This window comes from Mesorhizobium sp. Arg314 (genome assembly GCF_053714275.1).
This window is the reverse complement of record NZ_JBSKBP010000072.1, coordinates 1-14,149: the sequence shown is the minus strand read 5'-3', so window position 1 is coordinate 14,149 and position 14,149 is coordinate 1. Positions and strand designations below refer to the sequence as shown.

Sequence of the window (14,149 nt, the reverse complement as noted above, 5' to 3'; positions counted from 1 at the left end):
GAATCGAAAAGCGAACAAAACAGAATCAAAGCCACGAGTCGGCCGGACCAAAAACGTTTTTCAGCAGCCTGTTAAAGGAGTTGCCCGAGAAACTCCTGCACCGCATGACCCGGCCGGAAATTGCCGAGGCGCTTGATCTCCCAGTGCAGCCGGATACCGGAATTCTCAAGCACCCGAGCCCGCACCGTCTCGCCAAGATATTCGAGGTCGTAGCCGGTCGCGGTGCCGGTGTTGATCATGAAGTTGCAATGCATCGGTGACATCTGCGCGCCGCCGATCATCAGTCCGCGGCAGCCAGCCTTGTCGATCTCCTTCCAGGCCGAAGTGCCTTCCGGATTCTTGAAGGTCGAGCCGCCGGTCTTTTCGCGGATCGGCTGCACCGTCTCGCGATGATTCTGCACCGCATCCATTGCCGCCTTGATCGCCGCCTTGTCTTCGGAAACGCCTTCGAAGATCGCCGAGGTGAAGATCAGTCCGGCCGGTGCGGACGAATGGCGATAGGCATAACCCATGTCGGCATTGCTGAGCGTGTGGAGATTGCCCTTGCGGTCCAGCGCCCTCACCTCGACGACCCGCTCGCGGGTCTCGACGCCGTTGGCGCCCGCATTCATCCGCAGCGCGCCGCCAATGGCGCCGGGGATGCCGTGGTAGAAGTGGAAGCCGCCGATGCCGGCTTCATATGCCACCGCGGCGACACGCTTGTCCGGCGCCGCCGCGCCGGCTCTGATCATGGTCGGCCCAGTGGCCTCGGCCTCGCCGAAACCCTTGGCCGAGAGCCTGACGACAAAACCCGGAATGCCGCCGTCGCGTATCAGGAGGTTCGAGCCAACGCCGACCACCAGCACCGGCACCTCTTCCGGCACCGCGCGCAGGAACGTCGCCAGGTCTTCCTCGTCTGCCGGTTGGAACAGCGCCTCCGCCAGGCCGCCGGCGCGGAACCAGGTGATCTTGTCCATCTCGACATTGGGCGTGATGCGGCCGCGCAAGCCGGAAAGCCGGTCGCCAAGCTTGTCGATGAGATCCTGGCCGCGCATCATGAGGGCGTCCCACCAAGTTCCTTGGGCAGCGCGTAAGCCCATTGCGTGATGTTGCCGGCGCCGAGGAAGACGACGAAGTCGCCGGGCTTGGCAAGCTCGCGAATGGCTGGCGCGATCGCTGCCGCGCCATCGATATAGCGTGCGTCGCGGTGGCCGCCGGAGCGTATGCGCGCAACCAGCGCATCCGACGAGACACCTTCGATCGGCTCTTCGCCGGCCGCATAGACGGGCGCCACCATCACGGTGTCGGCGTCGTTGAAGCAGACGGAGAATTCGTCGAAGAGATCATGTAGCCGGGTGAAGCGATGCGGCTGCGCGATGGCGATGACACGCCCCTCGGTCGCGCTGCGCGCGGCCTTCAGCACCGCCGCGATCTCGACCGGGTGGTGGCCGTAATCGTCGAACACCTCGACGCCGTTCCACGAGCCGGTATGGGTAAAGCGCCGCTTGACGCCGGCGAAGGACGACAGGCCCTTCTTGATCGCCTCGGCAGAAAGGCCGAGCTCATGCGCGACCGCGATCGCCGCGGTAGCGTTGGACACATTGTGGCGGCCGGGCATGGGCAGCCGCAGGCCCGCGATCGTCGTTGTGCCCCGCCCCTTGCGGTCGCGGATCGTCACGTCGAACTCCGACACAGCCCCCGCCATGCGATGATTGGTGAACCGCACGTCGGCCTGCGCGTTCTCGCCATAGGTGATGACACGGCGATCCTCGATGCGGCTAACCAGCGCCTGGACCTCCGGATGATCGGTGCACATCACACCGAAGCCGTAGAACGGCACGTTCTCGACGAACTGGCGGAAGGCTTCGCGCACCTTGTCGAAGCTGCCATAGTGGTCGAGATGCTCGGGATCGATGTTGGTGACGACGGCGATATCGGCCGGCAGTTTCAGGAACGTGCCGTCGCTCTCGTCCGCTTCGACCACCATCCACTCGCCATCGCCCATGCGGGCATTGGTGCCATAGGCGTTGATGATGCCGCCATTGATGACGGTCGGGTCGAGCCCGCCGGCCTCGAGCAGGGTCGCCACCATCGAGGTGGTCGTCGTCTTGCCGTGCGTGCCGCCGATAGCGACCGCCTGGCGGAAACGCATCAGCTCGGCCAGCATCTCGGCGCGACGCACGATCGGCAGCAGCTTTTCGCGCGCGGCCTTGAGCTCGGGGTTGGATTTCTTGATCGCGGTCGAGACGACCACGACTTCGGCGTCGCCGAGATTCTCGGCCTTGTGGCCGACGAAGCATTCGATGCCCTTGTCGCGCAGCCGCTGCACATTGGCGCCGTCGGCCTGGTCGGACCCCTGCACCTTGTAGCCGAGATTGTGCAGCACCTCGGCGATGCCGCTCATGCCGATGCCGCCGATGCCGATGAAATGCACGAGGCCGATCGTCTGCGGCATCTTCATGCGCGCGTCCTCCTGTAGTCCGAAACCGTTTTGCCGGACGCAATAGCCTCTGTCAGATCGGCGAGCAACCGCGCCGCGTTCGGTTTCCCGGCCGAGCGGGCGGCGGCGGCCATGGTCGCCAGCCGGTTCGGGTCCTGCATCAGCCCGCCAACCAACTCGGCGATCCGTTCCGCCGACAGCGTCGACTGCGGATGAAGCTCGGCGCCACCGGCGGCTGCAAGTGCCGCGGCATTCGCCGCCTGGTCGTGATCGAGCGCGTGCGGATAAGGCACCAGCAGCGCCGGCCGGCCGATGACCGCGATCTCCGAAACCGTCGAGGCGCCGGAGCGCGACATCACCAGATGCGCCGCCGCGATGCGCGCCGCCATGTCGGTGAAGAAGGGCGAGACCTGGACGTCGACGCCGAGGTCGGCATAAGCGGCCTTCACCCGCGCCACATCCTCGGCGCGCGCCTGTTGGGTGATCGCCAGTCGCTTGCGCAGGTCTTGCGGCAACAGCGCGATCGCCGCCGGAACGGCATCGGAAAAGAATTGCGCGCCCTGGCTGCCGCCGAACACCAGGAAGCGGAACGGCTCGCCCGCGTTCGATGCCAGATACGGCGTCTTCGCTGCTTCGAGTATCTGCGGTCTGACCGGATTGCCGGTGGTCACCGTCTTTGCGCCGGCAGCGCTCGCGCCCTCCGGCAGGAAGCCGCCGGCAATCGCGTCGACCCGGCTGGCAAGCGCCTTGTTGGCGCGACCCATGACGGCGTTCTGCTCATGAATCAGCGTCGGCACCTTGCGCCTCGTCGCCGCATAGAGCGGCGGCAGCGTCGGATAGCCGCCGAAGCCGACAACGGCCTCCGGCTTGACCCTGGCGATGACCCGACCGGCTTGCCGCACACCCTGCCAGATCATCCAGAAGGCCGAGAACATGGCAATCGGATTCTTCGAGCCCAGCGTCGCCGACGGGATCGCGTGTATGTCGTCGGCCGGGAAATGGCGGGAATAGCGCTCGGCGCGATGGTCGGTGGCGAGATGCACCTTCCAGCCGCGTTCGATCAGCTCATGCGCAAGCGCCTCGGCCGGAAACAGATGTCCGCCCGTTCCGCCGGCCGCAAGCAGGATGACACCCTTCGCCATCCCGCCTCATTCCGCCGGCATTGCGCGCTGAGAAAGGACGAAGCCCATCTGCTTGCGCTTTTCCGGCCGCTTGCGCGTCAATGCGAGCACCATGCCCATCGAGACGGCGATGGCGATCTGCGAGGAGCCGCCATAGGAGATGAAGGGCAGCGTCATGCCCTTGGCGGGCATCAGCTGCAGGTTCACGCACATGTTGATGGCTGATTGCAGCCCGAAGACGGTGACGAGGCCGCCTACCGCGTAGCGGGTGAAATCGTCATGCTCCTTGAGCGCGATGCTCAATCCGCGCAGCACGATGAAGGCGAAGATCGACATGATGAAGAAGCACATGATGAGGCCGAACTCCTCGCCCGCGACAGAGAAGACGAAGTCGGCATGGCTGTCCGGTATGACCCGCTTTACCGTGCCCTCGCCCGGACCGACGCCGAACCAGCCGCCATTGATCAGCGCCTCGCGGCCCATGTCGACCTGGAAGGTATCGCCTTCGCCGGTCATGAACTTGTCGATGCGCGCGGCGACGTGCGGAAACACCGTATAGGCCGCGAACACGCCGCCGACACCGGCGGCACCAAGTGCCACGATCCAGAACCAGGGCAAGCCGGCCATGAAGAACATCACGCCCCAGGTGCCGAGCACCAGCATGGTCTGGCCGAGGTCGGGCTGCGCCACCAGCAGCGAGATGACCAGCGCGAGCAGGAGCATGGCGAACAGATTGCCGGGAATGTCGGGCTGGCGCTTATGCTCGGCAAACAGCCAGGCGCAGATGATGACGAAGGCCGGTTTCAGGAACTCGGACGGCTGGATGGACAAGCCGGCGAGCGACACCCAGCGCCGCGCGCCCTTCACCTCGACGCCGATGTAGAGCACCGCCACCATCAGCACCAGCATGATGCAGATCATCACCAGCGACATGCGCCTTATCTGCCGCGCCTCCAGGAAGGAGACCGCCAGCATCACGATAAGCGCCGGGATGGTGAAGATGATCTGACGCGTGGCGAAATGGAAGCTGTCGAGGCCGATGCGCTCAGCCACGGCCGGACTTGCGGCGAAGGACAACACGATGCCAAGTCCCATCAGTGACAGGAATGCCGCCAGGAACCAGCGATCGATCGTCCACCACCAGGTTGCGACCGGACTTTTGTCGAGACGGCTTTGCATCAACGTGGCCCTCCGATGGGTTTCACTCCATCAATAGCAGTCGCAGCTTGCCTGAAGGCTTCGCCGCGAACTTCGAAATTCTTGAACTGGTCGAAACTGGCGCAGGCCGGCGAAAGCAGCACCACGGCCTCGCCGCCGGTGTCGTTCGCCGCATCTTTGGCGGCATGCTCGACCGCCGCCGCCAGCGTTCCCGATATTTCGTAAGGCACCGCCTCGCCGAGCGTCGCGGAAAAGGCGGGCGCCGCCTCGCCGATCAGATAGGCCTTGGCAATGCGCGGGAAGAAGCCGCGCAGCGGCTCGATGCCGCCTTCCTTGGGCAGGCCGCCGGCGATCCAGTAGATGCGGTTGAAGCTCGACAGCGCCGGCGCTGCCGCATCGGCATTGGTCGCCTTGGAATCGTTGACGAACAGCACATGGTCCTTGCGGCCGACCTGCTCCATGCGATGCACCAGCCCCGGGAAGGTTTCGAGCCCCGCCTGGATCTCGCCGAGGTCGAGCCCGATTCTCAGGCATGCCGCGACGGCTGCCAGCGCGTTTTGCGCATTGTGCTGGCCGCGCAGCGAGCCAATGCCCTCGAGGAAGGCGACGCGGCTGTAGCGGCCATGCACAGCTTCCATCAAATTGGTGCCGTCGGCGAAATAGCCATCGGTCAAGGGCAGGCGCTTGGAGATGCGGATGACCTGCCGGCCGGCGCGCTCCAGCCGGTCGGCGATCTGGGCGCACCAGGAATCGTCGACGCCGATGATCGCGGTGTCGCCGCCGGCGACCAGCCTTTCCTTGATCGAGGCGTAATGCGCCATCGTGCCGTGCCGGTCGAGATGGTCGGGCGTCAGGTTGAGCAGGATGCCGGCGGTCGGATTGATCGACGGCGCGAGATCGATTTGATAGGACGAGCACTCCACAACATAGTGACGCTCCGGTTCGGGCGGATCGAGCGTCATGATGGCGCGGCCGATATTGCCGCCCATCTGCGTGTCGCGACCCGCCGACTTCAGGACATGCGCCGTCAGCGCCGTCGTCGTCGACTTGCCGTTGGTGCCGGTGATCGCAATGAACGGCGCCGCCGGCGCTTGGCTGATGCGTTCGCGGCAGAACAGCTCGATATCGCCGATCACCTCGACGCCGGCGCCGCGTGCGAGCTCCACCGTCCAATGCGGCTTCGGATGCGTCAGGGGCACCCCCGGCGACAACACGAAGGCAGCGAAGCGCGGCCAGTCGGCGGCGCGCAGATCGCCGGTCGCAATGCCCGCGGCCGCGGCCTTGGCGACACTTTCAGGATTGTCGTCCCAGGCCAGCACTTCGGCGCCGCCTGCGATCAGCGCATGCGCGGTGGCAATCCCCGAGCCGCCAAGCCCGAAGAGCGAAACGCGTTTGCCTGAAAAGGAAGCGGCGGGAATCAAGCGGGCGTCCTATCTGAGCTTGAGGGTGGAGAGGCCGACCAGCGCCAGGATGACGGCAATGATCCAGAAGCGGATCACCACCTGGCTTTCGGTCCAGCCGAGCTTTTCGAAATGATGATGGATCGGCGCCATCAGGAAGACGCGCTTGCCGGTCATCTTGAAGTAGCCGACCTGGATGATGACCGAGAAGATCTCGACCACGAACAGGCCGCCGACGATGACCAGCACGATCTCGTGCTTGGTGGCGACCGCGATGGTGCCGATCAGGCCGCCCATCGCCAGCGAGCCGGTGTCGCCCATGAAGATGGCGGCCGGCGGCGCGTTGAACCAGAGGAAGCCGAGCCCCGCGCCGATCACCGCGCCGAGCACGACGGCGAGCTCACCGGTGCCGGGAACGAAATGGATCTGCAGATATTCGGCGAACACCGCGTTGCCCGAAAGATAGGCGATGACGCCGAAGGACGCCGCCGCGATCATGATCGGCACGATCGCCAGGCCGTCGAGACCGTCGGTCAGGTTCACCGCGTTGCCCGCGCCGACGATGACGAAGCAGGAGAACGGGATGAAGAACCAGCCGAGGTTGACCAGGAATTCCTTGGCGAAGGGGAAGGTCAGCGACGACGAGAACGGCGCCTGGCCATTATGCATGATCACCCACGCGGCGATGGCGGCGACGATGAACTCGATCGCCAGTCTCGCCTTGCCGGAAAAGCCCAGATGCGACTGCTTGGTGACCTTGAGATAGTCGTCGTAAAAGCCGATCGAGCCGAAGCCGACGGTGACCAGCAGAACCACCCAGACATAGATGCTGGAAAGATTTGCCCATAAAAGCGACGAACCGATGATTCCGGACAGGATCATCAATCCGCCCATGGTCGGCGTTCCCGCTTTCCTGAAATGCGTCTGCGGGCCATCGGCACGGATCGGCTGGCCCTTGCCTTGCCGCAGGCGCAGCGAATTGATGATCGTCGGTCCGAAGATGAAGACGATCAGCGCGGAGGTGATCAGCGCGCCGCCGGTGCGAAAAGTGATGTAGCGGAAGACGTTGAAGAACGAGATCCGATCCGCGAAATCGACGAGCAGTGTGAACATGGTCCTTCCGTCCCCCGGAGCCCGACCTAGGTCGGTTCAATGTTTGCGGCTTCCGCCGGAAATTTGCCGAGCAACGCCTCGACCAGCTTTGAAAACCCGATGCCTTTCGACGACTTGACCATCACCACGTCGCCGGGCCTGAGCGCGGAGATCACGATCGGCTTCAGTTCCTCCGCGCCTGCCCGATATTCGGTCTCGACATCGGCCGGCAAAGCCTCGGCCAGCGCCTGCATTTCCGGCCCGCCGAGAAAGACGTTGCGTGTGCCCGTGCCGACGATCAGCTCAGCAAGCGCCGCGTGCAGCTTCGCCGAATGGCTGCCGAGTTCCAGCATGTCGCCGAGCACCGCGATGCGCCTGCCCTCGCCCGAGACGGGCGTGGCGTTGAGCAGTGCCATCGCCGCCGCCATCGACGCCGGATTGGCGTTGTAGCTTTCGTCGATCAGCGTGATCGGCCCGTTGGGATGATGCAGGACATGGCGCCGGCCCCGCCCACGCTCGGCCGAAAGGTCTGCCAGCGCAGCCGCAACCTTGTCGAGGTCGGCACCGACCAGCTGCGCGGCGCCCAGCACGGCAAGGACGTTCTGCACCATATGGCGGCCAGGCGCCCCGACACGGGCCGCTAGGTCTTTTTTGCCCATCTTGACGGTGATGTCGGAATGGTCGGCATAAAGCTCGCAGCTGGCAAGGCGGAAGGCCGAGCGGGCATTCTCACCGAAGCCGAAGACATGCTCGACGCCTGCCTCTTTCGCCATTTTCCCGAGCAGCTTCCAGCGTGTATCGTCGCGGTTGAGCAGTGCGGCGCCGCCGGGCTCGATCCCCTCGAAAATCTCGGCCTTGGCCATGGCGATCTCATCGAGATTCTTGAAGAAGCCGAGATGTGCCGCGGCAATCATCGTCACGATGGCGACATGCGGCCTGACCATCTTGACCAGCGGCCTGATCTCGTCGGGATGGTTCATGCCGATCTCGAAGACCGCGTAGTCGCAGTCCTGCGGCATGCGGGCGAGTGTCAGCGGCACACCCCAATGGTTGTTGAACGACTGTGCCGAGGCGTGCACCTTACCGACCGCCGACAGCACATGGCGCAGCGCTTCCTTGGTGGTCGTCTTGCCGGCCGAGCCGGTGACCGCGATGATCCTGGCCTTCGTGCGGGCACGGGACGCTACCCCGAGTTTCTCAAGGGCGGCAAGCACGTCCTGCACGACGATCATCGGCGCCGTCAGCCGTCCGAGCGACGGCAGCCGGCCCTCGGCGACGACCAGCACGGCCGCACCCGCTTTCACGGCGGCAGTCGCGAAATCGTGGCCGTCCATCGCCTCGCCCTTGATGGCGAAGAAGGCGTTTCCCGGCTCCAGGCTGCGGCTGTCGATCGAAATGCCGGTGATGCCTTCCGGCAGCGAGCCGATCGGCCTGCCGCCCATGGCTTCGACCAGCGCTTCCGACCTCCAGAGCAAACTCATGCGGCGCGCTCCGTAAGCGCCTCGCGCACTTCCTCATGGTCGGAGAAGTGGAAGGTTTCGCTGCCGATGGTCTGGCCTTCCTCATGCCCCTTGCCGGCGACGATGAGCGTATCGCCGGCGCGAAGCATCGCCACCGCCTCATGGATTGCCTTGCGGCGGTCGCCGATCTCGATGGCGCCGGGCGCCGCTGCGAGTATCGCCGCGCGGATGGCTTCGGGCACTTCCGTGCGCGGATTGTCGTCGGTGACGATGACGACATCGGCGAGCCGCGTCGCGATCTCGCCCATGATCGGCCTTTTTCCCCGGTCGCGGTCGCCGCCGCAGCCGAACACCACGACGACGCGGCCCGTGGTGAAAGGCCGGACCGAAGTCAGCACGTTTTCCAGTGCATCGGGCTTGTGCGCGTAGTCGACATAAACGGGGGCGCCGGCGGCAGTGGTGCCGACGAGGTCGAGCCGGCCCGGCGCGCCCTTTAGTTTTTCCAGCGCGGCCAAAGCTTTATCGACCGGCGTTCCAGTTGAGACGGCAAGCCCGGCCGAGACCAGCGCGTTGGCGATCTGGAAATCGCCGGCCAAAGGCAGGTCGACCTCGTGCAGCACGCCGTCGGCCGCGATCTCGGCGCGTTGGCGGTGGCGCTCGTGCTCGACCCGTTTCAGCGTCAGGAAATCGCCATGGCGGCCGACGGTCAGTACCTTCAGGCCCGCCGCCTTTGCGGCATGAACCGTCGGCGCCGACCACGGATCGTCGGCAAAGACGACCGCGGGCGCGCCCCTCGGCAGCAGCGTGTCGAACAGGCGCAGCTTGGCGCGGTGATAATCCTCGACGGTCGGATGGTAATCCATGTGGTCGCGACCAAGATTGGTGAAGGCGCCAGCCGCGAGTTTCACGCCGTCGAGACGGCGCTGGTCGAGGCCGTGGCTCGAGGCTTCCATCGAGGCGTGCGTGACGCCGGCATCCGCCAGTTCCCTGAGCAACCGGTGCAGCGCCACCGGATCCGGAGTCGTCAGCGAGCCGTATTCGTTGCGCCCGGGCGCCACCACGCCGGTCGTGCCTATCGAGGCGGCGGCAAAACCCGCCTGCTCCCAGATCTGGCGGGTGAAAGCGGCGACGGATGTCTTGCCGGCGGTGCCGGTGACGGCGACCATGGTCTGCGGTTGGCGTCCGAAGAAGCGTGCAGCGCTGAGTGCGAGCGCATGGCGCGGGTCATCGACGGCAAGAACCGGGATCGACAAGCCGGATACGGCCGTGCCCTTGCCTGCAACGATCGCGGCGGCACCCCGGCTGGCGGCGTCGGCGGCATAGGTCGAGCCATCGGCCTTGCTGCCGGCGAGCGCGAAGAAGACCGCACCCGGTCTTACCTGACGGGAATCGGAGGAAAGCCCGGTAACCTCCAGATCGCGGGAAGCTGTTCCCTCGACAGGCAGGACACCGGCTAGATCTTTTAGATACATTGAGTCCCGTTCATCGCAACAAAATAGCGCGCAGTTGCCGGCGCGCCCTAAGAATCACTGATAGGAGACCAGCGTTGCACCATTTTCATGGCTGAAATCTGGCTTCACGCCAAGCATGGCCGCGGAACGCCTGATGATGTTGCCGGCGATAACCCCCGCATTGGCGGCGGCGACGTCCGTCATCCCGGGCTTTTCCGGATGCGGGGCGTCGGCAATCGTAAAGACGAGGTATTGCGGATCGTCCATCGGGAAGGCGGCGACGAAGGTATTGAAGTTCAAGTCCTTCGAGTAGCGGCCGTTGATGACCTTCTCGGCTGTTCCGGTCTTGCCGCCAACCCGGTAGCCGGGGACCCTGGCATTTCTGGCGGAGCCCTTCTCGGCGTTGAGCGTATAGAGGTAGCGCATGCCTTCGCCCGTCTTTTCGCTGACCACTTTCTTGGCCACCGCCATTGCATCCTGCTCGCTGCGGACCAGGAATGTCGGCTGGATCAGATAGCCGCCATTCATAAGCGCGGCGCAGCCGACAGCCGCTTGCAGCGGCGTGGTCGACACACCATGGCCGAAGGCGATGGTGAACGAATTGACCTGTTTCCAGACCTTCGGCTCAGTCGGGCGGGCGACTTCCGGCAGTTCGGTCTGCATCTTGTCCAGAATTCCAAGGCGATGCAGGAATTCGCGGTGCCCCTCGATGCCGACCAACTCGGCCTCCCTGGCCGACCCGATGTTGGATGAATAGAGGAACACTTCCGGCAACGACAGTACTCGGTTCTTGCCGTGGAAATCGTGAATGGCCTGATGGCCGACCCGGATCGGATGCGAAGCGTCGAAGCGGCTCGCCATCGTCGCCTTGCCGGAATCGAGCGCCATGGCCGAGGTGAAGCTCTTGAAGGTCGAGCCCATCTCGTAAAGGCCCGCCGACATACGGTTCAGCCGGTCCTTGTCCTGTGCATTGTAAGGATTGTTCGGATCGAAATCCGGCACCGAGGCCATGGCTATCACTTCGCCGGTCTTGACGTTCAGCACAACAGCGCCGGCGCCCATGGCGCGATAGCGTTCCAGGCCGGCGGCGATCTCGTCGCGCACCACATGCTGGACGCGCAGATCGATCGAGAGCTTCACCGGCTTCAGATCCCTGGCCACCGCCAGGCCCGACGCCTGCAGGTCGCTCAGACCTTGCTCATCGATGTATTTCTCCATGCCGGAGATGCCCTGGTTGTCGATGTTGGTCAGGCCGACAACGTAGGATGAGGTTTCGCCGCTCGGATAGAAACGGCGCTTCTCCGTGCGAAAGCCCAAGCCCGGAATGCCGAGCGACATAATGTCGGCCTGCTGCTTCGGAGTGAGCTGTCGCTGCAGCCAGACGAAGCCGGCGCCGCTCTTCACTTTACGATAGGTCTGCTCGTAATCGATCTCAGGCAGCACCGTCGACAGCTTCTCGATCGCCTCATCGGCATCGACGATACGGCGCGGCTCGGCAAACAGCGACGCCGTCTTGATATCGGTCGCCAGCACTTCGCCGTTGCGGTCTACGATATCCGGGCGCGATGCGGTGACCCGGCTCTGCGGACCGTCCGACAGGTCCGGATTCTGCAGGCCGAGATAGACAAGCCGGCCGGCAATCGTCGAATAGATGGTGAAGAACACCGCCATCGTCATGACGATGCGGGTCCTGGCCTTGCCGCCCGTCGCCTTGCGCGCCGCGTCGACGACGATCGAGCCGTCCTCGGCGGTCCTCTTCCGACGCTTCAGCAGGTCACCAATCTTGGGAAGCCCGCTGATCATTGCACCGTGCTCCCCGTGACCACCGGATCCTTGTCGTCCGCGGGTCCATTGCCGGAATTGTCGGCCATGCCGCCAAGCCGCTGCGAGGAGAGGTCCTCGATGGTCACCGGTTTCACGGGAATGTCGTCAAGGCTGCCGATCTGGTGGGCACCAACCGGTTCAAGCCCGAGCTGGCTCTTGTAGACGTCGGCAAGCTTCTGCAGCCGCGACGGCTGGGTAAGCAGGCTCCAGTCCGCCTTGAGGAGATCGATCGTGTCTTCCTCGTAGCGGATCTGCGACTGTATCTTCTGCACAGCCGCCAGTTGCTCCTCGGCCTCGCGCTTGGTCTTGTAGGTCAGGGCCGCAGCCGAGACCATGACGGCGATCAGGACTATGTCGCTGGTACGAAACACGTGCTCACCTCTCTCCCGGCCGTTCGACGGCGGGAAGCTTTGGAAGGCCGAAAATCGAAAAATCGCCTGCGCGCGCCGGCGCCTCGGTGCGCATTGCCGCGCGCAGCCTGGCCGAGCGCGCCCGCGGATTGGCCGCTATCTCGGCTTCTCCCGGCGTCACCCCGCCGCCAGCCTTGCGGAAGGTCGCGACGCGCGCGGGTGCATCGGGCATGTGGCGCGAGCCGCTGGCGGCCTCGGAACGGTCGGCGATGAAACGCTTGACGATGCGGTCTTCCAGCGAATGGAACGTCACCACGGCAAGCCGGCCGCCGGGTTTCAGCACCCGCTCGGCGGCCAGCAGTGCCCCTGCAAGCTCGCCAAGCTCGTCGTTGACGAAGACGCGCAGCGCCTGGAAAACACGCGTGGCCGGATGGATCTTGTCCTTCGGCCCTCGTCCGATATGCGTTTCGATGGCGTCGGCGAGATCGAGCGTACGCTCGAAGGGCCGTTTTTCGCGCCGGCTCTCGATCATGCGCGCGATGCGGCCGGCATGACGCTCCTCGCCGAGAAAGCCGAAGATGCGGGCAAGGTCGCCGGCCTTGAAGGTGTTGACCACGTCGGCGGCGCTCAGGCCCGCTTGCGCCATGCGCATGTCGAGCGGCCCATCGGCGCGAAAGGAAAAGCCGCGCTCCGCCTGGTCGAGCTGCATGGACGAAACACCGATGTCGAGCACGACGCCGTCGGCGCCCTCGACATGTTCGTCCAACGTTGAGAACGGTGCCTGGACAAGCCTCAGCCGGCCGCCGGCCTGCCGTTCGAGCGCCCTGCCCGCCGCGATTGCGTCCGGGTCGCGGTCGATGGCAACGACCGAGGCGCCGCGTTCGAGGATGGCGCTGGTGTAGCCGCCGGCGCCGAATGTCCCGTCGACGATCGTCTCGCCGGTCTTCGGCTCAAGCGCGTCGAGCACCTCGGCAAGGAGGACCGGAATGTGACGGGCCAGTCCGCCAACGGCGTGAGGATCATCGCCGTGGCCAGCCATCATTCCGATCGCTCCCCGGGCTTCGTCCCGTGCCGAAGCTGCAACAGCCTGGCCCGCGCCTGCGCCCCATAGGCGGCAAGCCGTCCCGGCTCCCAGACCTGAAAGAAATTGCCGCGGCCGACAAAGGCCACCTCGTTCGAGATGCTCGTATGCTCGCGGATGAAATCGGTCATGGTGATGCGGCCGTCCTGGTCCAGCTTCAAAAACGTCCCGTCGCCATGGCAGAAGAACGACATGTCGTCCGCCGTCTGCAGGAATGGATCTTCCAGCGCGATCCGCTGCTCGTAGCGGTCGAGCAGGTCGAGCCCGCCGACATCCATGGCCGGCAGGTCCAGGCAGCGCAGCGCGTAGAGTTCCGAGTAACCGCGTTTCTGAACCGCCGCGCGAAAATGCGCCGGAACGGAAACCCGCCCCTTCGCATCGATCCTGCTCACCGTGTTTGACAGAAATCGGTCCAATGAACGCTACAGCCGCTTCCGCCGCCGCACCCCTTCCCATGTTGTTCTCCGCGCCCCCGCGCTCGCGATAAATCGCTTCATTCACCGAGGCGAAAACCGACAAACGCACAGCCGCCGCGACTGCCCGATTGGCGCACGCTTCACCCTGACGCGGAACGAAAGCTTGATGATGCGAATGGGATATCATGGGGCACTATGGGCGTCAACGGGAACAGGCATCACAAACACGCGCGCCACAACCAGAAAGAGCAGGCCGAACGAACGTCTCGTTTTTTATCCTCCATTAAGCCTAACGAAGCGTTTAGCAGGTTGCTGAAAAAGTCGTGCACCGACTGCCAAGCAAGTCGGAATTGGAGTCCAAACGAGAATCGAAAAGC

The 14,149-nt window shown here is 64.6% G+C and carries 12 protein-coding genes; all 12 read right to left on the bottom strand.

Annotated elements, in window-relative coordinates; all coding sequences use genetic code 11:
* Positions 1-71: 71 nt before the first annotated feature.
* From murB to mraZ, 12 genes are read right to left on the bottom strand one after another with little or no spacing between them, the layout of a single operon-like run.
* The gene (gene murB / locus ACWGS9_RS32335; protein ID WP_454509044.1) at positions 72-1,037 is read right to left on the bottom strand and encodes a UDP-N-acetylmuramate dehydrogenase; all 966 of its coding nucleotides are present in this window, start codon (positions 1,035-1,037) and stop codon (positions 72-74) included.
* A complete protein-coding gene (murC, locus tag ACWGS9_RS32330; protein WP_320212601.1) occupies positions 1,034-2,440 on the bottom strand; it encodes a UDP-N-acetylmuramate--L-alanine ligase in 1,407 nt (468 codons plus the stop codon). The genes murB and murC overlap by 4 nt, the downstream gene beginning before the upstream one ends.
* Positions 2,437-3,561, bottom strand: a complete 1,125-nt coding sequence (gene murG, locus ACWGS9_RS32325; protein WP_454509043.1) for an undecaprenyldiphospho-muramoylpentapeptide beta-N-acetylglucosaminyltransferase — start codon at positions 3,559-3,561, stop codon at positions 2,437-2,439. The genes murC and murG overlap by 4 nt, the downstream gene beginning before the upstream one ends.
* A 6-nt stretch (positions 3,562-3,567) precedes the next feature.
* A complete protein-coding gene (gene ftsW, locus ACWGS9_RS32320; RefSeq protein WP_454509042.1) occupies positions 3,568-4,719 on the bottom strand; it encodes a putative lipid II flippase FtsW in 1,152 nt (383 codons plus the stop codon).
* The gene (gene murD / locus ACWGS9_RS32315; RefSeq protein WP_454509041.1) at positions 4,719-6,119 is read right to left on the bottom strand and encodes a UDP-N-acetylmuramoyl-L-alanine--D-glutamate ligase; all 1,401 of its coding nucleotides are present in this window, start codon (positions 6,117-6,119) and stop codon (positions 4,719-4,721) included. Before murD ends, ftsW begins: the two co-directional genes overlap by 1 nt.
* Positions 6,120-6,128: 9 nt before the next feature.
* Entirely contained in the window at positions 6,129-7,211 is a 1,083-nt protein-coding gene (mraY, locus tag ACWGS9_RS32310) for a phospho-N-acetylmuramoyl-pentapeptide-transferase (protein ID WP_454509040.1), read from the bottom strand.
* A 26-nt stretch (positions 7,212-7,237) separates the two neighbouring features.
* Positions 7,238-8,671 carry a UDP-N-acetylmuramoylalanyl-D-glutamyl-2,6-diaminopimelate--D-alanyl-D-alanine ligase gene (locus ACWGS9_RS32305; protein WP_454509039.1) on the bottom strand — a complete coding sequence of 478 codons (1,434 nt, stop codon included), beginning with the start codon at positions 8,669-8,671 and terminating at the stop codon, positions 7,238-7,240.
* Positions 8,668-10,122, bottom strand: coding sequence for a UDP-N-acetylmuramoyl-L-alanyl-D-glutamate--2,6-diaminopimelate ligase (locus ACWGS9_RS32300; RefSeq protein ID WP_454509038.1), 1,455 nt, complete (start codon positions 10,120-10,122; stop codon positions 8,668-8,670). Before ACWGS9_RS32300 ends, ACWGS9_RS32305 begins: the two co-directional genes overlap by 4 nt.
* Before the next feature lie 54 nt (positions 10,123-10,176).
* Positions 10,177-11,904: a peptidoglycan D,D-transpeptidase FtsI family protein gene (locus ACWGS9_RS32295; RefSeq protein WP_454509037.1), complete on the bottom strand. Its 1,728-nt coding sequence runs from the start codon at positions 11,902-11,904 to the stop codon at positions 10,177-10,179.
* Positions 11,901-12,296 (bottom strand): cell division protein FtsL, encoded by a 396-nt coding sequence (gene ftsL / locus ACWGS9_RS32290; protein WP_454509036.1) that lies wholly within the window; start codon positions 12,294-12,296, stop codon positions 11,901-11,903. Before ftsL ends, ACWGS9_RS32295 begins: the two co-directional genes overlap by 4 nt.
* A 4-nt stretch (positions 12,297-12,300) precedes the next feature.
* Entirely contained in the window at positions 12,301-13,317 is a 1,017-nt protein-coding gene (rsmH, locus tag ACWGS9_RS32285) for a 16S rRNA (cytosine(1402)-N(4))-methyltransferase RsmH (protein ID WP_454509035.1), read from the bottom strand.
* Positions 13,314-13,772, bottom strand: coding sequence for a division/cell wall cluster transcriptional repressor MraZ (gene mraZ, locus ACWGS9_RS32280; RefSeq protein ID WP_454509034.1), 459 nt, complete (start codon positions 13,770-13,772; stop codon positions 13,314-13,316). Before mraZ ends, rsmH begins: the two co-directional genes overlap by 4 nt.
* Positions 13,773-14,149: the final 377 nt, after the last annotated feature.